Raw genomic sequence first — 19,047 nt, 5'->3', positions numbered from 1 at the left:
ACTTTATTATAATTTTAACAAGCGCTCTCTCGGCGAAGTTAATTTTTCTCGATTCTGGGAATAGCGATTAAAAAAATTTACCTGATATTTCAGGCTTTTTTAACGGGCGATGAACATACAAAGAAATAGTTATGAGGTTTTATGAGGTTTTTCTTTGATCAACAAATAAAATTGATTTGGATTGTTAGCTCACCCAAACTATTATTTTTTTTTGTGAGGTTTTATGGTTTACATAACCCAGATGATCAACGAAACTAATAAATAGGTGTTCCCCACCGATTGATCTGTGAATCTACCAGGGTAAAGCCGCCCAACCGGGCTGAAATACCCGACTCGGTTATAAATTTAGATAGTATGACAGGGGAAGAACAATGTTTAATTTAACAGGGGTGCTAGTTCGCGATTGTGTCGAACGTCTACAAGTCGGCTACCGTCAGACTTACGGAAATTCTCAAACCGATTATGCTGAGGTGATCACGGGAGTGGCGCAAGTGACTCTCGACCGGATTGCCCAGAGTGATGCTCTATACCACAATGTTGAACATACCATTTTGGTGAGCTTAGTCGGACAAGAAATCCTTCGAGGGAAACATATCCTAGAAGGAAACGTTTCCCGTCAAGATTGGCTCACATCAATCGTGTCTTGGTTATGCCATGACATCGGCTATATTAAGGGGATTTGCCGAAATGACCAACCTGATCAACGATTGTACGTGATTGGTCTTGATGATATGATGATATCCTTGCCCCAGGGGGCAACCGATGCGAGTTTGACATGCTACCATATTGACCGAGGAAAGCGGTTTGTGGACGAGTATTTCGGCGCTCATCCCTTCATTGATTGTGCCATCGTAAAACGCAATATTGAGTTAACCCGTTTTCCAGTACCTGCTGATAACGCCCATCACGATACGATGAATTATCCGGGTTTGACTCGTGCGGCTGATTTGATTGGTCAGCTTAGTGATCCACGTTACTTACAAAAGATTCCCGCCTTGTTTGGCGAGTTTGAAGAAAGTGGCGCGAATAAAATTTTAGGCTATCAAAATCCGGGTGAACTGCGGCAAAACTACCCCAACTTTTTCTGGACAATTGTGTTGCAATACATCCAACCCGCTTTGCGGTATTTAGAGGTCACGAAAACAGGTCAACAGATTATTGCCAATCTGTATGGTAATGTCTTACAGGTTGAACAGGAAAATAGGGTAAGCCCAAAGAAAGTTGCCATGTTTGTTTAAGTCATCTTTAGACGACGATATAAGAGCTTAAGTCCATTTTATGAACTTAAGCTCTTAGCCCGGAGTTTGAACTCCGGGCTAGAATTGTCAAACAGAATTGGTATTAGAATTCAGATGACAGCGTTGCTGATAAATTTTCGCCACCTGATCCGCTGGGTTTTGACGCAAACAGGCTTCAAACAAGCGTAGTGCTTCGGCATAAGCCTGTTGATTATACAGAGACAACGCTAAGGCAAATCGGTCTTGATTTGCCAATTTACCCTCTCGAACTTCCGGTAAGTCAGCATCAAAGATTTCATAGACGGTAACCAGTTCAGATTTACCTTTGACTTTGACATGATCAATCATGCGGATAGCATAGTCGTAGGGGTTTTGTAATTGTTTGAACGTGTGGTGAGAAATTAATAATGATACGCCATAATTTTTGGTTAAGCCTTCCAAACGAGCCGCTAAATTAACCGCATCACTAATCACGGTGGTATCCATGCGGTTATATCCGCCCACAGTCCCTAACATTAATGTTCCTGTATTAATGCCCATACCTAGTTGAATGGCTCGATAATTACAGTTAGCTCGATGTTGATTATATTCAGTTAACTGATGCAACATGGCAATTCCGGCTTTAACCGCATCATCCGCACCGCCACTAAAGAGTGCCATAATCGCATCCCCAATATATTTATCAATAAATCCTTTATTTTTAATAATAGTGGGTTCCATTCGGGAGAGATAGGAATTGATGAATTTAAAATTCTCTTCAGGGGTCATCCCTTCCGAAAGAGCAGTGAAGTCGCGAATATCCGAAAATAACACGGACATTTCTTTCTCAACTTGGTCGCCTAACTTAACATCAATAATAGTCTCCTTATTGAGTAACTGGAGAAATTGACCCGGCACAAAGCGAGAAAAAGCATGATTGAGTTTATTCAGATGACCTGTAAACTTGAGTCGTTCGGCTTCCCCCCGTTTGCGTTCGGTGATATCGTTCAGCACGACAATGGCGTAGCTAACATTTCCCTTGTCATCAAAGATGGGGGTTCCTAAAACCTCAATCGGCACTATTTTGTCGGGCTGGTGAATTTCTATCCCTTCATAGATGGAATTTTTACCGTTAAGTGCTTGGATAATTGGCTCAAGATTGGAGGGATAGATTTTCTCAGATTTAGGAGAATAAATTGGATAAATTTCGGGTAGCTGATTGGCAGGATTGGTGGGAATTAGACCTTGCCCAAAAAGTTTCTTTGCCGTCTGATTGGCATAGTAGGGTATACCGTTTTGATCAACGACAAAAACGCCGACAGGTATCGCTTCTAAGAATTGAGTGAGCCGACTTTCACTATCTCGTAATTGATCTTGAGCCTCCAGCCGTTGATTAATTTCGCGATAAATGTGATAATAGACAAAAACAAGAATACCTAAGTCAAAAATGAGTCCAATGGAGAAAATCCATATTGTCGTATGAACTGTGCCTTGAGTGTGCTGCGATCGCGCATACAATAGCCGCTCTTCCTCCGCCTTCATCTGATGAAAGATATCGCGGATCTGATCCATGATCAGTTTGCCTTCGTTTGTGTTGACAATCGCTAAAGCCGCGTCCAATCCTTGCTCGTTTCTTAAGTTAATTGTTTGCTCAAGTTCGGCAAACTTGGTATTAATTAAAGGGACGACTAGCTCTAACTTTTGTTGATGGTAAGGGTTGTCTACTGTCAAGTCTTGTAGCTGCTTGATATCATCTTTGACTTTATCAATGGCTTTTTGATAGGGGTCGAGATAGCGCGGTTTACCGGTGAGAAGATAACCCCGCTGTCCCGTTTCGGCATCCGTAATTTCAGCTAAGACTTCTTCAAGTTTCGTTAATACTTTTTTGGTATGGAGTTCTTTGTGATTTGTCTCTCTCAGGCGAAATGCGCTATAATATCCACTTAAACTAACGATCACGATCAGGCTAGAGGTTAGTCCAAATCCTACGACGATTTTTCGTTGTATCGATAATTTTATCATAAAGGGTAGAGTTTAACTGAAAAAACTCTGATTCGGGTTAAACGGTAAAACACCTATTCAGGTATAATTTATCTTTTTCCGCAACTTTAAAAAATAATGATATTTTTTGTGATAAACTAAAGTCTGCATATTTTTTTTTTAGATATAAATCATGCCAAAGATGGGCTGTTTATTCTTTGTTCAGAGAAATACGTCTCGCTTTCAGAGTATAAGAATATAACCAGCATTTTACCGATACAGTTTCGGTTTTGGCAAATGCTGGTTAAAAAAATTTATCTTCTTGGCTTTGTCCTTTCTCAGGGAATGGGAACCTGGAAATTCAACAACATTCAGTCCCCCCTAGACTTGACAAATAATCGCGCCCTTCAAAATTGCTCCACTCAGATTCGCACCATTGAGATTTGCCTGATTCAGATTGGTATTTCTCAGGTTTGCTCCTTTCAGGTTTGTCTGACTGAGATTAGCGCCTGTCAAATCAGCACCACTGAGATTCGCATCGGTTAAATCCGCGCCTTTCAGATTTGCGCCTCTGAGATCAGCATTTCTTAAGAAAACAGCGATGAGGTTCGTATCAATTAAAATGGCTTGACTCAGGTTTGTTGTATGACAAATCGCTTCATAGAGATTCGCCCGACTGAGGTTGGCTCGACTGAGGTTGGCTCGACTGAGATTGGCTCGACTGAGGTTGAAGTTTTGCAAATTATACTCACTGAGATTCAATCCACTCAGATCAACCTTATTAAAGTTCAGTTTGAGTATATTGGTTTTACTCTGATTTTGATTTAAGTTAATATTTTGCAGTCGCCACTGATTCCAATTTTCAACACCTTGTTTTAGGATAACTATATCGTTTGCATTTGCCACTTTGTATGACTCCTCCAAGTTTCAACGTGATCGCAGTATCGTTTTGTCAAAATTCTCTGAATCATTCAGAAGGGTGAGAATAGGGTCGATTTGGAGTCATAAAAATTGCTGAGATTGCTATTGAATCAAGTGACTAACATTGAGTTTATGCCAGAAACGGGTGATGAAACAAATAGGGGTTTCATCGATCAATGTAACAAAAGTTTAAGACCTTATTCAGATTATCGGATAAGAAGTGCTTGGTCAAAACATAGAGGATTTTCTATGGCATAGCTATAAATTGGGGAAGTTTTGAGTGTGTAGGGGTGGGTTTAGGGAATCGCGTTTCGCTATTGACGATAACGTTACCTCAAAACCCGCCCTGAGTGTTGAGTGTTGATCCTTCGCTTCGCTAGTCGGATATGGTTTCAACGCGGCGCGATCCTTGAGGGAGGCTGGATTTAAGGAGTATCGAGACTTAGACTGTTACGTCTCTACACCCTCTGTCTCCTTAGGCGGGTTAAATGGCGGGTGCGATCGCGCTTTGGGTTCCCTGGGTATCAATCGAGTGCGATCGCGCTATTGCAGAAATTCCCACCTCTTGCCAAGCCTCAGCCATAGCGGTGACTACGGCTTCAGCTTGCATCGGATCGACAAGCGCCAACAAAGTGGGACCAGCGCCACTAATCGTCACTCCATAGGCACCTGCTTTTAAGGCGGCGGTTTGTACCGCTTCATACCCCGGAATCAAAGCCTGTCGGTAGGGTTGATGTAACGTATCCTGGAGGGCAGTTTGTAACCAATCACCTCGTCCCGTTGCTAAGGCGCGTACCAATAAGCCGAAATGGGCAATATTAAAAATAGCATCCGCCCGACTCACTTGGTTGGGGAGTACCTGTCGCGCCTCTTGGGTGGAGAGTTCAAAATTGGGAATGGCGACAACCGGGACAATTTGATCATGCCAGGGAATATCACAAATCTCCCATTCCTTGAGAACCGCATCCCCCCGCACCGCCAGACGACAGCCGCCCAACAAAGCGGGGACAACATTATCTGGATGTCCTTCCAGCGCGATCGCTAATTGCATGACTTCGGTTTGACTCAGGGGTTCCCCAGCGAGTTGGTTAGCGCCAACCAATCCACCGACAATCGCTGTGGCGGAACTTCCTAACCCTCTGGCGAGAGGGACATCTAAATCAATTTTGAGTTGGACGGGGGGAGGTGTATGACCAATCTGGTTGTATAGTTTCAGAAAGGCTTGGTAAGCCAGATTCGTTTCATCAGTTTTTACCTGGTTTGCCTCGATACCCGACACCCGAATTCTCACCGCCCGTTCTGTTTCCCAGGGAGTATCCGAACTCAGACGAGTAAACGTGAACTTGTTGTACAGGGTTAAGGCAGCGCCAATGCAATCAAATCCGGGTCCTAAGTTGGCGGTTGTCGCGGGAACAGTAACGGTGACGGGAGAATGGATAGACATTCGTGCGGGATTAAAAGATGCCAAGGGGCAATCTTACCAGATTTCCTGTATCAATGTAGAAACTCAAACTCCTCATGCTACGTCTGTCCGTCTGTCAATGGTTGTAGGGGCGGGTTTAGTCACAATTGTAGGGGCGGGTTTAGGAACTAAAGTCAGATCCTCAGAACTAACGGAACAACAAAACCCGCCCTCCCCACCGATAACCGAACAACAAAACCAGACCTCCCCACCGATAACCGAACAACAAAACCAGACCTCCCCACCGATAACCGAACAACAAAACCAGACCTCCCCACCGATAACCGAACAACAAAACCCGTCCTTATGGATATGCTGATTCAGCTTTCCCCTAATTAACGACGATTGATCAGCACAAAACCTCTAGTTTTTTCTGAGGTAGAATCCACCGTCGCCATGGCTTGCCAAAGGTCTTCCGCCTCAACCCAAATGGGTGGATACTTGTAGCGGGATACATCTAAAATTAGAAAGCGATCGCTCTGTTGATTATAAGCCGCGATCGGGGAAATATGTCCGCCCCGTTCCTGACCCATGGTTTTTCGTAAGTAGTTGACTAAGACAAAGTTATTGGGGTCTTGTAAATTCTCTACCACCATCTGACGGAATTTGTCCAGAGTTACTTCACTGGCGTGGTAAACTTCGGCGTTGAGGGGATAGGTTTCTAAGAGTTGACCTAATTCGTTTAAGGTCATCCCTTGACGGGCAATGATAGCAGCAGGGAGAATTTTTTCGGTTTGTTCATTTAAAACATTTTCTTGGGTGAAAATGTGATGATCCCCAAAGTTAGCGGTTGGCGGTGCAGGGATAGAAAGGGCGTTGAGTACCATCACTATACTGGCGACACCACAATAGGCTAAATTTTCCTGGGTTTCAAAATGGATACTTAAGGGGAAATAGTCCCGACGAGCATTACTTTCAACGAGTAGGGTTTCTCCATCCTGAGAGTTAAGGTTAATTAAATCCTGGGATAGGGGCAATGTTTGGGGAAGAAGTTTACCTGTGGCAAAGGAAAACCCGATAATTCCGGCGCCTAGGGGAATGCGAAGTGCTTTGAGAAACTTCAGTCGATGCATATTGAGCTGGAGTTGTCGAATATTGCTAATATGCTGATATTAATCTGCTTTTGTCAACTACCGCACACCATACCCAAAGGGTTGGTGTGGGCTGAGAATTTAGCCTGTTGACACGAATCAGGGCGCACGTCTGTGCGCCCCTACGGGGTTCTCGGGTTACTTTTGATCTATTGGGCTTGATTTGGGCGTCCCATTCCTCTTTGACCCCGACGATTTCCCCGCATCTGACGCATTTGTTCCTGTTGTTCCTCGGTTAGAACATCTCGCATCTGTTCCCGTGCGGATTGGTGAATTTCCCGCATCTGATTCCGTTGTGCTTCGGTCAGATTTAGCGCCCGCATCCCTTCCCGGTGTCGCTGGCGTTGTCCCTGCAATTCTTGGAACTGTTCCCGTTGTTCGGGGGTGAGAATTTGTTCGATTTGCGAGTGTTTGTTATCCCGGATGCGTTCTAACTGCGTTTGTTGGTCGGTTGTTAGGTTGAGTTCTTCTGCGAATCGGGGTTGGGACAATGCTGCCATAGGTGCAGCCGCGAGGGTAATTGCGGCGATGGTGGCGAATAGAGGTAAGAGTTTGATGTTCATGATGTTACAGTTGCCAACGATTTGGTGTTTGATGTCTTTATCCTAGAAACTGTAAGGGGTGAACCACCTGAGGCAAACGTCCTGATTTGAGGTAGGACTTTAGTCCTAGTGTTTTAGGTGTGGGGAAGGTGGGGGAGATGGGGGAGATGGGGGAGATCAAAACTCTACCTTACCCTGTTCCCTATTCCCTATTCCCTATTCCCTATTCCCTATTCCCTATTCCCTGACAAATGACAAATGACCAATGACCAATGACCAATGACCAATGACCAATGATAAATGACCAATGATAAATGACCAATGACCAATGACCAATGATAAATGACCAAACATCCAATTCCTTTCCTTTTATATCTAGAATGGATTCTCTTGGGAATCATCGCTATCATTGAATTCCTGCGGTTTCCCTTTCCCCACCTCCCTCGTTTTCCTCTCCTGAATCTGCTGGGTTTAGCCGTCTTTGGTGTGATGGGGTTGAGATTACCGACTCACAAATCGGTCAAGGTGATTTATACCGGCGTGGAAATTGGCGTAATTCTCCTCGTCTCCTTGGTGGGTAAACTTCGTATGTTACCCTTGATTTTAATTATTTTAGTTATCCGAAACTGTTTTATCTTTGAACGGCAAAGCCGCTTAATTATTACCGGATTCGCCTTTGTCTTATTTCTAATGCGAGAAGTTGACCGATTTCAGTCTCGCAGCCTTCACCCTCGCCCTCCCTTTCGCCCGCCAGTTTTGGCAATGCCAGAACGCTGGCTATTTATCCTGTTAAGTTCTATAGTAGTCTTTGGCTTAGTCTTGGTCTTCCTCCAGTTATTAGTTGATGCTGTATTAGCTGAACGGCGCAGTCGGGACGAATTGGCACAGGCAAATGCTCAACTGCGGCGCTATGCTATCCGGATTGAGGATATGGCGACGCTGCAAGAACGGAATCGTATTGCGAGGGAAATCCATGATTCCTTGGGACATTCCCTGATTACGTTTAATCTACACTTAGAAGCCGCGTTGCGACTGATGGAATCAAATCCCGCCGAAGCCAAAGATTTTTTACTCGAAGTCAAACAAGTTGCCGCGACTGCACTGCAAGACGTGCGTCAATCCGTAGCCACCCTGCGTTCTAACCCGTTACAAGGGCAATCTCTAGAGGATGCGATCGCGTCTTTAATCCAAGAGTTCCACAAGTCTACAGGTATCTTACCTGATTGTCAGATCAATTTGTCCCATCCGGTGACGCCTGATGTGAAAATGGCGAGTTATCGGATTATCCAAGAATCCCTCACCAATATTTATAAACACGCCAAAGCCACGGAGGTGAGTATCCAGATTTGGACAGATTCCCGGTTCCATCTGATGATTCAGGATAATGGCAGAGGATTCGATGTGATGCAGAATACCACGGGTTTTGGACTCCAAGGGATGCGGGAACGTACCCAAGCATTAGGCGGTAGTTTTACAATTAACACAGCACCCGGACAAGGGTGTCAAGTTAGGGTTGAGTGGTGATTTGTCATTCGTCATTCGTCATTCGTCATAAGTAGTTGAGTGTGTAGGGGCGGGTTTAGGGACTTTCTGCTTGGCTATTGATGGTAAATTTTGGACAAAACCCGCCCTGATTTAGGGTTGAGTGTGTAGGGGCGGGTTTAGGGACTTTCTGCTTGGCTATTGATGGTAAACTTTGTACAAAACCCGCCCTTTTATGATTAAAATCCTATTAGTTGATGACCAAAGTCTAGTCCGACGCGGGTTAAAAGCCTTATTACAATTTGAAGCGGATTTCGAGGTTATCGGAGAAGCCGATAATGGAGAAACCGCGATCGCACAACTAGAAACCCTACAACCTGATATTATCCTCATGGATGTGCGTATGCCTGTTATGGATGGTGTCGCCGCTACTCGGCAAATCCATCAACGGTTTCCCCACATCAAACTATTGGTTTTAACCACATTCGATGATGATGAGTATATTACCCAAGCCCTGCATTATGGTGCATCGGGCTATTTACTCAAAGATACACCCCCCGACGAATTAGCCCAAGCGATTCGGGCGGTGCATAAGGGGTATACTCAATTGGGACCAGGAATTGGTCAAAAGATTATGACGCAAATCCCTGCTTCTGTCTCCAATTCCTCCACCGCTTGGGATGAACTAACCCCCAGAGAACAGGAAATCCTCCGCTTAATCGCCACGGGTGCGAATAATCGAGAAATTGCTCAAACTCTGTATATTTCCCAGAAGACCGTGAAGAATCATATTACCAATATCTTAAGCCGATTGAACCTACGCGATCGCACCCAAGCCGCAATCTGGGCAAACTCCCATTCAATCCACAGCTAGGAGTTCCACAGACTCAGCCAAAATCACTGGTTTATTTTCGTATTCCACTTCTATGCTTTGTTCCACATCTAAATCCCAGGTCAAATCGTAATCCTTCTCCAATTCCTCCTTACTGACAAACTTACTTACTTTCCCCGTAACTCTCACCCAATTGTCCTCTATAATCGGCGTATCGGGATTAGCATTCATCACCAGGACTTGTTTGTCTAACAGAGGTTCTTCCTGTTCCAGCTTAAATGTACTCGAATCGATAACCTCGTCCACCTTACCATCCACCGTAATCATCTCACCCGTCAACTCCTCCCTATTCTCAGAGACATTACCTAAGGTAGAACTGTTCTCTATTGCTGTCTTATCTACTGTCTCCTCTGGCGGTATAGTAGCCGCTTCGTCTTCATAGAAAATACTACAAGCAGACAAAAGTACCATCACCAGCCCCAAACCCATTAATTTCCGAAGTCCCATTGAAAACCCTCCTAACTGCGGTTATGCTTTACACTAAACAGAATAGACGTGCGATCGCGTCTGGCTAGAGTCTAACTCCCACATCCTTCCCTAGAGAGAAATTTACCCGATTACTCATTGCCTTCACTTGAATGACACACTCCTTAATCTGAGTTCGTAGTTGCGCTTTAGCGCCATAAACGCATGTATATCAACCGTCACGGCGGTTAGGACACCAATTTTAATCATCATCTAAAACTATGTCTCACTTCACCACCATCAACATTCAAATCAAAAACGGCGAAATTCTGCATCAAACATTACAGGAGTTGGGGTATCACGTCGAATGCAATACCTCGGTACGCGGCTATCATGGAAATACCACCGAAGCCGAATACGTGATTCGCCAGTCTAATGGTTACGATTTAGGCTTTCGCCAAAATGAGGAGGCGTATGAACTCGTGGCAGATTTCTGGGGGGCGAGAATTAATCAAACAGAATTCGTCAATTCCGTGAATCAAAAATACGCCCATAAAATGTTAATGCATTCCGTGCAAAAACAAGGATTTAATGTCGAAGAAGAAGACGTATTAGAAGACGGTACAGTGCGGGTAGTTGTGGGACGCTGGCAATAAAAACGTCCCCCCATTCCCCATTCGTATTGTCAAGGCGGGTTGAGTCACTCAGTTGGTCTCCAATGATGCATCAATAAAACCCGCCCTTTGCAAGAATAGTAACGTGGTATCTCTCAATTGAAGTTCGTAGTAAGGGCTTGACGCTTAAATTTTGTTGGGTTTACTGCATCCACCTAACCTACAGGTTTTCAGGGTTAATTCAAATGTCATATAGTGACTTTACGTTAGCCAAAGTCAAAAAAGACTTTGACTTAATTACTGTAGAAGAAATGAATACGTTTAGTCAGGTTGCTGAGTTTGCACCCAGTTCCTTCCTGACAGATACTTTACACTATAATATTCCCTTAGCCTTAGCCAGCAATAGTGAAAAAGCTCGATCTGAAATGATTATTGCCCCAATTTTAATTGATATCAGAAGACAATTACATGAACAGATAAACTTATTTTCAGGAATTGAATTTAATATTGATAAAGAACGCGGATTGAATGGAGTTTGCGATTTTCTGATTAGCCAGTCTCCAGAACAGTTATTTGTCAATGCGCCAGTAATTATGCTGGTAGAAGCAAAGAAAGAAAATCTGATTGGGGGATTGGGACAGTGTGTAGCAGAAATGGTAGCGGCTCAGATATTCAATGACCGCGAGGGAAATGAAATATCCGAAATTTATGGCGCAGTCACGTCAGGAACCAACTGGAAGTTTTTGCGCCTTAAAGGAAACGTTATCGAAATTGATTTGAATGAGTATTATCTGAATGATATCGATAAAATTTTAGGAATTTTGGCAAATGCTGTTCAAGACCATTAATAATTATATTGATAATTATAGATTGATCTAAGTTGCCTGATTATTCATACACCCCCATATCTTAACCGTCTTATCCAAACTGCCACTAACTAAATATTGCCCATCCTGACAAAAAGCTAAACAGGTTACAGCCTCCTTATGTCCCGTCAATGTTTGAATTTGCTTTCCCGTCGCCACATCCCAAAACTTGATTGCCCGATCATTCCCACCACTGATTAAAATGCGCCCATATCGACTAAACAGCAGACTATTCACCGCATAATAATATCCCTCCAACGTATGTTCAACCTGGTGAGTCGCCAGATTCCAGAGTTGGATTTGTCCTTGCCAATTGGTACTCGCTAACGTCAACCCATCAGGATTCATCGCCACTTGGTTAGCGTAACTTTTCAATGTCCGAGGTCGATCTCTTGTCCGCAAATCCCACAGCTTAATCTTGCCATCCCGACTACTACTGACTAACGTATTACCATCCGCACTAAAGGCAAGACTCCAAATCTCATCCGTATGCGCCCCTAGAGTTAATTGATTACTAAACGTACAAATCAGTTTACCCGTTTCTAAATGCCAAAGTTTAATCGTGCTATCCTGACTGCCACTAGCAAGAATTTGACCATCGGGACGAATCGCGATCGCCCGAATGATATCTTGATGTCCATAGAGACTGTGGCGAAATTCTCCCTGATCCCAAATCTCGATGACATGACTTGCACCATTCCTGACTCGCACCACTATTTTCACATCATCAGTCAACGCCAAAAATTCTTTGGCTTTGGGATATTTGGGAATCTTGTAGAGGATTTCTTTCGTCTCAATATGGTAAACTCGAATAGTTTTCCCGCGTAAATAGGCAATTCTTGTGCCATCGGGACTAATGGCAATGGATTGACCCGCCTTATGCGTTGTGATATCTTCAAACAGGTGATAAGGGAGATAAGCATTTAACGCCCGTTTCGCCTCTCGTTCAGTGCGATCGCGCAACAGTAAATAGGCAATTCGCTGCACTTGTTCTGATTCATCCTGCAAAGCGGGGATAATTACCCCTAAACCCGATTCTCCATACTTGCACGCCTCTTTAAGTGCAGCAATTCTCACCGTCTCATCGTCACTTGCCAGACGCCGCTTAACCCCTGCAATCCCGCCTAAAATAACCGCACCCAGAGGGGCAGCATAAGACGAACCAAGAACCGCATCATTGTCTCTGGGTTGATGAAAATGCTCCACCATAATCATTTACAATATTATTTCCGTTTATTTCTCCAATTCTATAAAACATCCCCCAAATACTACCAATTTCTCTGCGTTCCTCTGCGAAAACCTCTGCGTTAAAAAAACATCAGATTGGATATTACAAACTACTAATTACTTATGAATAAATCCCGATCGCGTCCCTTTCACCCCAACCTTGTGATAAACCGCTAGAATCTCAGGTGCGGCTAGCGATCGATTAAACAGTTGCACATCACTCATCCTACCCTGAAAGAATCCCGGTGAACTCGGATGATCCGAACGCTGTCCCAATCGCAGAGGTTTAAAATTATTCAGCGAACCCTGTTGTCCCATAGGGTTAAACCGATTCCCCAACTCAAACCCATCGACATACCATCGTCCCCCATCCGTCGCATCTCGGTCAACGGTAACCATCAGATAGTGCCAGTGATCATCAGCAATGAAGCACTGACTATCATAATTCGTCCAAGCTGACTCGATTCCATCCGCTAATTGTAAACCCAACCGACCATGATGCAGATATAAACAATATCCTTGCACCGAACCAGAGGTTTCCACGCGCTTATCCAAAATTACCTCAAGTCCACGACGGCGAGTTTTAACACCCACACCAATCGAGAAATCCTCAACCCCAAAATTCAGGGCTGCTCCATGGGGAATTTCCACATAGTCATCCCCATCAAATTGCAACGCACTCCCTAACCCTTGAGGTAGAACATATTCCACAAAGCGATAAGACTCCGAATTCACCTCATCCGGATGTCCCGCACCACCTAATCCCGGCATTCGACCAGGAACCATCGTCACTGGCGTCGCCCCCTTAATTGTGCCATCATTTCCCCCCACACTATCCGCCGCGATGTCCCCTTCGGTTTCATTTAACCACCACCAGGCTACCCGATTAGCCGGGACATAATGTTTAATGGCTTGTTGAACCCACGGTTGTTTCTTATTCCACAGGATTAAGAGTGCGGCTTGTTTTACCCGTGGGGATTCATCTTGCAAAAAAGCGTCCTCCACTAAATTTAACCCCGCTTCCCCATAGGCGATGGCTTCAGTCATAGCGGCTAAACGTTGTTCCACCACAGGAGAGGTTAAACGCATCCTCACCCCAGCAATACCACCTAAGACTACGCCTTTAGTTGGGGGTGGATTTTTACCGCCGAGAACGGCGTCATCCTTTTTTGGTCGGTGAGAATTCTTTGCCATCGCCCCTATTTCCCTATCCTCTTTAATTTATAATGCCATTCTTCTCAGGAAGCGATCGCGCCATGGTTCGCGGAGTCATCAACGAAGTGAAGGAACACTCATGAAACATCTGGCGAGATTAAGCAAGATCCCCGACTTCTTCCAGAAGTCGGGGATCTGTCTGTATACCTCACTGACTTGAAAAGCGCTATAACGAAAGCTTCACGCCAACCGGGGGAGTCTCTACAACCTCTGCTCCCCTGCTACCCTTTTCCTTCTGTCTTTTCTCCACCAAATACGGCTAACCCATAATATTTCCAAGGTACGGCTACAGATTTAAACCCAGCCGCTTTCAACATATCTAGATGGGCGGCTAATGTAACTAATTGATCCGGTTGAGAAGAACCGTAAGGAATACTTTTACCTGTTTTCGTCCTGACTTCGGTTAACGTGGTTCCCTGTTTTACACACCATTCCTCGCGAATATGCTTATAGGCTTCTGACAAAATTGGTGATTCAGGAACCACCGGATCAGCATTCCAAAACACACCGCCAGGGTTGAGGCTTTCCCGAATTTTAGTAAACAGTTTTACCTTCATTTCATCCGTCAAATGATGAATAGCTAAAGAGGAAACACAAGCATCAAAACCTCCTCCCACCGATAACTGATGATTTGCCCAATCACCAAAATCTCCTTCAATACCTGTCCACTGTTGACGATATCCGGCTGTCTCTAGCTTGGTTGTGGCAAACTCGATCATCCGGGGAGAATAATCCACGCCGACGACTTGGACATCTCGACAGCGCTGAAGTACCTTGACACTCAATTCGCCCGTCCCACACCCCAAATCCAGTATACGTTTCGCCTGAGACGGGATACAGCGTGCGATGCTCGCTAACATTTCATCATAACGTGGTAAGAGTTGCCGGATATACAGATCAAACTCCGCCGTCTTAGCAAAGACTTCTCCGGGGAATATGGAGTTGGGGATGGCTGAGTCTGGAGGAGTCGGGATTGGGTTGGTGGGATGAGAACTCACAAGCGTTGAGGATAACGACTACCATTGAGATTTTACCGAAGATATTTGGTTTTAGCGATCGCGTTGCGCCTTGAAGCATTAACGGCTGTTTTTATAGATTCATAATGTCTTACAAAAATTGGCAATTAGGTAGGCATAGATACTATAATCATTATTTATCGAATTCTACCTTTTTTCTCAGGCGATTTTCAGATTAATGTGGCATACCTCAATCAGGAGGATAAACTTCGTTCGTAGTCAGCACTTCAGTGCCTTACAATGCCAGAGCTGACGACAAGCCTTTAGGTCAAGTTCGTAGTCAGCACTTTAGTGCCTTACAATGCCAGAGCTGATGACAAACCTTTAGGTCGGTTTGTTGGTTGGTGTTATGCCAATACACCTAACAAAATTTAGGCTAAAGCCTTTACGACAAATTTACTAACCAGGGTGATATCACAATAATTACGAAAATTTATTCCAGAAAAATTTTGATGTCATCTAACTGGTTAAAATTATTAAGCTTATTTCAGTCTCGTTTATCTCAGCGAATTACCCTCTGGGTATTTATCAGCCTTATTGTTATCGAAACTCTTATTTTAATTCCCTCTTATTATCGGCGTAAGCATGAACTACTCAACCAATTGGAAGACGTTTCCGGAGAAGTAGTTGAGAGTGTCGTGCGGTTGACGCAAAAAAATATGTCCACGATTGTATTTTACGAAAAAATTGAACAGTTAACTCGTGGTTCTCAGGTTATTTTAGGCGTTACTATTTACCACGCAAATGGACAACTGATGGGAACATTTGGTGAATTACCAACCCTTACATTCGAGGATCTTAAACATGCTGATATTCAGCGCCTTTATAAGTTACAGAATCAACGATATGATTTGGCTTGGTCAGCCCAACAACTAGGAAAACCCTACATAATTATTATTCGTCATGATGCGTCCTCGATTCAACCCAAGTTATACGCCTTTACCCTAAGAATTGCGGGTTTAGTCTTGTTAATATCAGTGTTTGTTACCGGAACAACCATGTTAGTTTTAGGAAAAACCGTAATTGTCCCTATCCTACAACTTCGTCAAGACTTAATTGCCGTCGGAGAATCCATTAGCCAAGATACGTTAAATCCCAATTTCTATGCTTTATCCGTTCAGCGCCATGATGAATTAGGTGATGTCATGACAGCCTTTAATCAGATGTTTCAGCGAATTTTCTGGGAAATTGCCGAACGCAAGCGGACGGCGGAAATATTGCGGGTTGAACAAGAAAAGTCTGAGCGTTTATTGCTGAATATTTTACCGGAACCTATTGCGGGGCGATTGAAACAAAACCAAACTTGTATTGCTGATGGTTTTACAGAGGTTACTATTTTATTTGCGGATATTGTTGGCTTTACCCAACTATCGGAACGAATCTCACCAACAGAATTAGTTAACTTACTCAATGAGATATTCTCAGCATTTGATCACCTGACCGAGAAGCATAATTTGGAGAAAATTAAAACGATTGGCGATGCTTATATGGTTGCCAGTGGATTACCCAAACCACACCCTGATCATGCCGCCGCGATCGCAGAAATGGCGCTGGATATGCAACAAGAAATTCAACAGTTTAATCAAAAGCATCATGCTGAACTCAGTATTCGCATTGGTATTAATACTGGATCGGTGGTAGCTGGCGTTATTGGCACGAAAAAGTTTATTTACGACTTATGGGGGGATGCCGTAAATACAGCTAGCCGCATGGAATCTCATGGAATTCCGGGTACAATTCAAGTGACAGCAGCGACGTATCAGCATTTACAGGATAACTATGTGTTTCAAGAACGGGGAATCATTCCGGTGAAAGGGAAGGGAGAAATGATGACTTATTTTTTGACCGCAAAAAAACGTCCGGATTCATAGTGTTATTTCGTGAAGATAAAGCAGAGGACAAAGCCCAGGAGACAGAAGATTAAGATGATTTGATTCGATAGTTAAACAGGAGTCAAGTATGAGCTACTCTTTATCTTCCTATCTTGACAATTAAATCCTTTGCGTCAATAGTAAAGCAGGGTGTCATCACAGTAAAACTGGTATTTTGAACTGTTCTGACAATTGATGAGTACGGCGCGGTGGAAATAAAGCAATTATTCAAAGTTACCGAAACGCTTGCCCTGTAAGCCTTTTGAATCTTGAGTTTCGTGACACCGTACTTATGGGTTCAGTCTCTTGTGCCAGGTTAATTAATGGAAGTGCTTGGCTGATGATTAAAACCGATACACCCTTATTGTCTAAGATTCATCGCTATATTCCCGTTGGGTTAACCCTTGCTGTGGGAATTGGACTGTCAATTGCCGCAACTGTAACGGCTGGGAAATGGGCAAACCACCAAACTAGACTACAATTGCAACAACAAACCGATAACCTGACAACCACATTCCAGCGTAAAATTGATGAATATTATTATATGGTTGTATCCTTGAGCGCGTTTCACGAAGCGTCTGATCAGGTGCAGCAAGATGATTATGAAGCGTTTACCCAGCATTTTCTTTCTATCCATTCAGGCATTTTGACTCTGGGTTGGCTTAAACCTGTGTCAGCTAAGGAACGCCCCAGTTATGAAGCACAGATGGCAGAAATGGGGTTTGCCAATTTTTCGATTTATGAATACCATCCCGTAAAAAAACAGGTTATCGCTAAGGCGCGTCCAGATTATTTTCCGATTACGTTTTCTCCGCAACAGGATGTCATTGGCTTTGATCTGGCGTCTCATCCCGTGGGTAAATCTCTACTGGAAAAAGCACGTATGACCGGACAATTAGTCGCTACGACTAAGCTAAAGATACCTGGTAAACCGCCAGATAGTCTGACTATTTTACTACCGCTTTACCATAATGATATGCCTCACAATACACCTGAAACTCGCCGTCAGGCTTTTCGGGGTGCAATGATTGGGGTTTATTCTTTAGAGGAAATTATCACGACTTCACTGAAAGGGCTACAGATTGATACGCTGAATTTTTGCCTATCTGATCCGTCTTTACCCTCTCCAGAACGTTATCTGGCGCTGTATCAATCCCAGACAAAAACGGTTGAGATGAAGCCTGATCTATCATCTTGCCGTAACCATCTCATTTATACCCACCCGATTCAAGTGGCTGATCAGCAATTGTCACTCAGTTTCTGGGAAATACCACAAAATTCAGGTTGGGGAATTCCGCCTCTGGCTGGAGTAACCTTGTTGAGTGGCTTGCTATTAACCGGAACATTGGTTATGTATATTGTGCGATCGCTACATTACACGGCTGAGATTGAGGCAGAACGAGAAAAATCAGAACTCCTGCTGCTAAATATCTTACCTAAACCGATTGCCGATCGCTTGAAACAAAACCAGCAGACGATTGCGGATAGCTTCACGGAGGCGACAGTATTATTTGCGGATATCGTGGGGTTTACCCAGCTTTCGCAACGGATATCGGCAACAGAATTAGTACAATTACTCAATGAAATTTTTTCCGCCTTTGATCAGCTTACCGAAACTTATGGGTTGGAGAAAATTAAAACCATTGGCGATGCTTATATGGTTGTCGGCGGATTACCCACACCCTGCGATAATCATGCCGACGCGATCGCGGATATGGCATTAGAGATGCAACAGCAAGTGGCTCAATTTAGCGCTAAATATGGTGAACCGTTTAAAATCCGAATTGGCATTAACACTGGACCAGTGGTTGCTGGAGTGATTGGCACAAAAAAGTTTATCTATGACTTATGGGGGGATGCGGTTAATACCGCTAGCCGCATGGAATCCCACGGAGTTCCTGGGGGAATTCAAGTGAGTGCCTCAACCTATCAACATTTGCGGGATAAATATCAGTTTGAAGAGCGAGGTACGATTCAGGTTAAAGGTAAGGGTGAAATGATGACGTACTTACTAAAGAACAGAAAAAAAGAAAAAACCCTCGCCACAGACTAAACACAACACATTAAAAAAACCATAAAGCCCTCTTTTCTTACGGAAAAGAGGGCTTTATAAAAGAAGAAGTCTGGCATCGAGCTATTTTCCCAGGGGGCAACCCCCAAAGTATCTTCGCCGCAGCAAAGTTTCACAGCCGAGTTCGGGATGGGTTCGGAGTGGAGCCATTGCGCCAGAGACACCAGACAAGCTT

General features: G+C 44.0%; 17 protein-coding genes and 1 rRNA gene. 8 read left to right on the top strand and 10 right to left on the bottom strand.

Features of this window, described 5'->3' with window-relative positions:
* The first annotated feature begins 371 nt into the window (after positions 1-371).
* Positions 372-1,238: an Npun_R2479 family HD domain-containing metalloprotein gene (locus RH949_RS07860; RefSeq protein WP_006099061.1), complete on the top strand. Its 867-nt coding sequence runs from the start codon at positions 372-374 to the stop codon at positions 1,236-1,238.
* 87 nt (positions 1,239-1,325) lie between these two features.
* Here RH949_RS07860 and RH949_RS07855 read toward each other — a convergent pair whose 3' ends face one another.
* The 3 genes from RH949_RS07855 to thrB form a co-directional block, all read right to left on the bottom strand.
* Positions 1,326-3,176 carry a CHASE3 domain-containing protein gene (locus tag RH949_RS07855; protein WP_446352463.1) on the bottom strand — a complete coding sequence of 617 codons (1,851 nt, stop codon included), beginning with the start codon at positions 3,174-3,176 and terminating at the stop codon, positions 1,326-1,328.
* 402 nt (positions 3,177-3,578) lie between these two features.
* Entirely contained in the window at positions 3,579-4,103 is a 525-nt protein-coding gene (locus RH949_RS07850) for a pentapeptide repeat-containing protein (protein ID WP_446352462.1), read from the bottom strand.
* Between the two features lie 499 nt (positions 4,104-4,602).
* Positions 4,603-5,562, bottom strand: a complete 960-nt coding sequence (gene thrB, locus RH949_RS07845; RefSeq protein ID WP_006099059.1) for a homoserine kinase — start codon at positions 5,560-5,562, stop codon at positions 4,603-4,605.
* Here thrB and RH949_RS07840 point away from each other — a divergent pair.
* Positions 5,540-5,899, top strand: coding sequence for a hypothetical protein (locus tag RH949_RS07840; RefSeq protein ID WP_446352461.1), 360 nt, complete (start codon positions 5,540-5,542; stop codon positions 5,897-5,899). The two genes, thrB and RH949_RS07840, sit on opposite strands and share 23 nt — an antisense overlap.
* A 16-nt stretch (positions 5,900-5,915) precedes the next feature.
* Here the strand turns inward: RH949_RS07840 and RH949_RS07835 are convergent, their stop codons facing one another.
* Together RH949_RS07835 and RH949_RS07830 are read right to left on the bottom strand one after the other, a co-directional pair.
* Positions 5,916-6,653, bottom strand: coding sequence for a phytochelatin synthase family protein (locus tag RH949_RS07835; RefSeq protein ID WP_446352460.1), 738 nt, complete (start codon positions 6,651-6,653; stop codon positions 5,916-5,918).
* Between the two features lie 167 nt (positions 6,654-6,820).
* Positions 6,821-7,234 carry a Spy/CpxP family protein refolding chaperone gene (locus RH949_RS07830; RefSeq protein ID WP_446352459.1) on the bottom strand — a complete coding sequence of 138 codons (414 nt, stop codon included), beginning with the start codon at positions 7,232-7,234 and terminating at the stop codon, positions 6,821-6,823.
* A 321-nt stretch (positions 7,235-7,555) separates the two neighbouring features.
* On the opposite strand from RH949_RS07830, the gene RH949_RS07825 reads away from it, so the two are divergent.
* Together RH949_RS07825 and RH949_RS07820 are read left to right on the top strand one after the other, a co-directional pair.
* On the top strand, positions 7,556-8,737 hold the full coding sequence (locus RH949_RS07825; protein WP_446352458.1) for a sensor histidine kinase: 1,182 nt from the start codon (positions 7,556-7,558) through the stop codon (positions 8,735-8,737).
* 193 nt (positions 8,738-8,930) lie between these two features.
* Entirely contained in the window at positions 8,931-9,569 is a 639-nt protein-coding gene (locus RH949_RS07820) for a response regulator (RefSeq protein WP_006098816.1), read from the top strand.
* Here the strand turns inward: RH949_RS07820 and RH949_RS07815 are convergent.
* A complete protein-coding gene (locus RH949_RS07815; protein WP_446352457.1) occupies positions 9,555-10,034 on the bottom strand; it encodes a hypothetical protein in 480 nt (159 codons plus the stop codon). The genes RH949_RS07820 and RH949_RS07815 overlap by 15 nt on opposite strands.
* A 239-nt stretch (positions 10,035-10,273) precedes the next feature.
* Here RH949_RS07815 and RH949_RS07810 point away from each other — a divergent pair, with 239 nt between their 5' ends.
* Both RH949_RS07810 and RH949_RS07805 read left to right on the top strand, forming a co-directional pair.
* Positions 10,274-10,648 (top strand): DUF1257 domain-containing protein, encoded by a 375-nt coding sequence (locus RH949_RS07810; protein WP_006098837.1) that lies wholly within the window; start codon positions 10,274-10,276, stop codon positions 10,646-10,648.
* Between the two features lie 203 nt (positions 10,649-10,851).
* Positions 10,852-11,454: a hypothetical protein gene (locus RH949_RS07805; protein WP_446352456.1), complete on the top strand. Its 603-nt coding sequence runs from the start codon at positions 10,852-10,854 to the stop codon at positions 11,452-11,454.
* A gap of 27 nt (positions 11,455-11,481) precedes the next feature.
* Here the strand turns inward: RH949_RS07805 and RH949_RS07800 are convergent, their stop codons facing one another.
* The 3 genes from RH949_RS07800 to RH949_RS07790 all read right to left on the bottom strand — a co-directional run bounded on the left by RH949_RS07800 (position 11,482) and on the right by RH949_RS07790 (position 14,912).
* Positions 11,482-12,681, bottom strand: coding sequence for a WD40 repeat domain-containing protein (locus RH949_RS07800; protein WP_006098867.1), 1,200 nt, complete (start codon positions 12,679-12,681; stop codon positions 11,482-11,484).
* A 135-nt stretch (positions 12,682-12,816) separates the two neighbouring features.
* Positions 12,817-13,893 carry a LamG-like jellyroll fold domain-containing protein gene (locus RH949_RS07795; protein WP_446352455.1) on the bottom strand — a complete coding sequence of 359 codons (1,077 nt, stop codon included), beginning with the start codon at positions 13,891-13,893 and terminating at the stop codon, positions 12,817-12,819.
* Between the two features lie 242 nt (positions 13,894-14,135).
* On the bottom strand, positions 14,136-14,912 hold the full coding sequence (locus tag RH949_RS07790) for a class I SAM-dependent methyltransferase (protein ID WP_446352454.1): 777 nt from the start codon (positions 14,910-14,912) through the stop codon (positions 14,136-14,138).
* Between the two features lie 470 nt (positions 14,913-15,382).
* On the opposite strand from RH949_RS07790, the gene RH949_RS07785 reads away from it, so the two are divergent.
* Complete coding sequence (locus tag RH949_RS07785) at positions 15,383-16,801, top strand: adenylate/guanylate cyclase domain-containing protein (protein ID WP_446352453.1); 1,419 nt, start codon at positions 15,383-15,385, stop codon at positions 16,799-16,801.
* Between the two features lie 292 nt (positions 16,802-17,093).
* Positions 17,094-18,854 (top strand): adenylate/guanylate cyclase domain-containing protein, encoded by a 1,761-nt coding sequence (locus RH949_RS07780; protein WP_006099032.1) that lies wholly within the window; start codon positions 17,094-17,096, stop codon positions 18,852-18,854.
* A gap of 68 nt (positions 18,855-18,922) precedes the next feature.
* Here RH949_RS07780 and rrf read toward each other — a convergent pair.
* A 5S ribosomal RNA gene (rrf, locus tag RH949_RS07775) occupies positions 18,923-19,040 on the bottom strand.
* Between the last annotated feature and the right edge of the window lie 7 nt (positions 19,041-19,047).

It is taken from the genome of Coleofasciculus sp. A1-SPW-01 (assembly GCF_040217205.1).
GTDB lineage: Bacteria > Cyanobacteriota > Cyanobacteriia > Cyanobacteriales > Coleofasciculaceae > Coleofasciculus > Coleofasciculus chthonoplastes_A.
The sequence above is the reverse complement of the archived record's forward strand: the minus strand, read 5'-3'. Positions and strand labels throughout refer to the sequence as shown.

Coding starts and splice junctions, on each gene's coding strand:
- RH949_RS07810 (WP_006098837.1), top strand. CDS start 10,274: ATGTCTCACTTCACCACCATCAACATTCAAATCAAAAACGGCGAAATT.
- RH949_RS07815 (WP_446352457.1), bottom strand. CDS start 10,034: ATGGGACTTCGGAAATTAATGGGTTTGGGGCTGGTGATGGTACTTTTG.
- RH949_RS07820 (WP_006098816.1), top strand. CDS start 8,931: ATGATTAAAATCCTATTAGTTGATGACCAAAGTCTAGTCCGACGCGGG.
- RH949_RS07805 (WP_446352456.1), top strand. CDS start 10,852: ATGTCATATAGTGACTTTACGTTAGCCAAAGTCAAAAAAGACTTTGAC.
- RH949_RS07835 (WP_446352460.1), bottom strand. CDS start 6,653: ATGCATCGACTGAAGTTTCTCAAAGCACTTCGCATTCCCCTAGGCGCC.
- RH949_RS07825 (WP_446352458.1), top strand. CDS start 7,556: ATGACCAAACATCCAATTCCTTTCCTTTTATATCTAGAATGGATTCTC.
- RH949_RS07785 (WP_446352453.1), top strand. CDS start 15,383: ATGTCATCTAACTGGTTAAAATTATTAAGCTTATTTCAGTCTCGTTTA.
- RH949_RS07795 (WP_446352455.1), bottom strand. CDS start 13,893: ATGGCAAAGAATTCTCACCGACCAAAAAAGGATGACGCCGTTCTCGGC.
- RH949_RS07780 (WP_006099032.1), top strand. CDS start 17,094: ATGGGTTCAGTCTCTTGTGCCAGGTTAATTAATGGAAGTGCTTGGCTG.
- RH949_RS07830 (WP_446352459.1), bottom strand. CDS start 7,234: ATGAACATCAAACTCTTACCTCTATTCGCCACCATCGCCGCAATTACC.
- RH949_RS07800 (WP_006098867.1), bottom strand. CDS start 12,681: ATGGTGGAGCATTTTCATCAACCCAGAGACAATGATGCGGTTCTTGGT.
- thrB (WP_006099059.1), bottom strand. CDS start 5,562: ATGTCTATCCATTCTCCCGTCACCGTTACTGTTCCCGCGACAACCGCC.
- RH949_RS07860 (WP_006099061.1), top strand. CDS start 372: ATGTTTAATTTAACAGGGGTGCTAGTTCGCGATTGTGTCGAACGTCTA.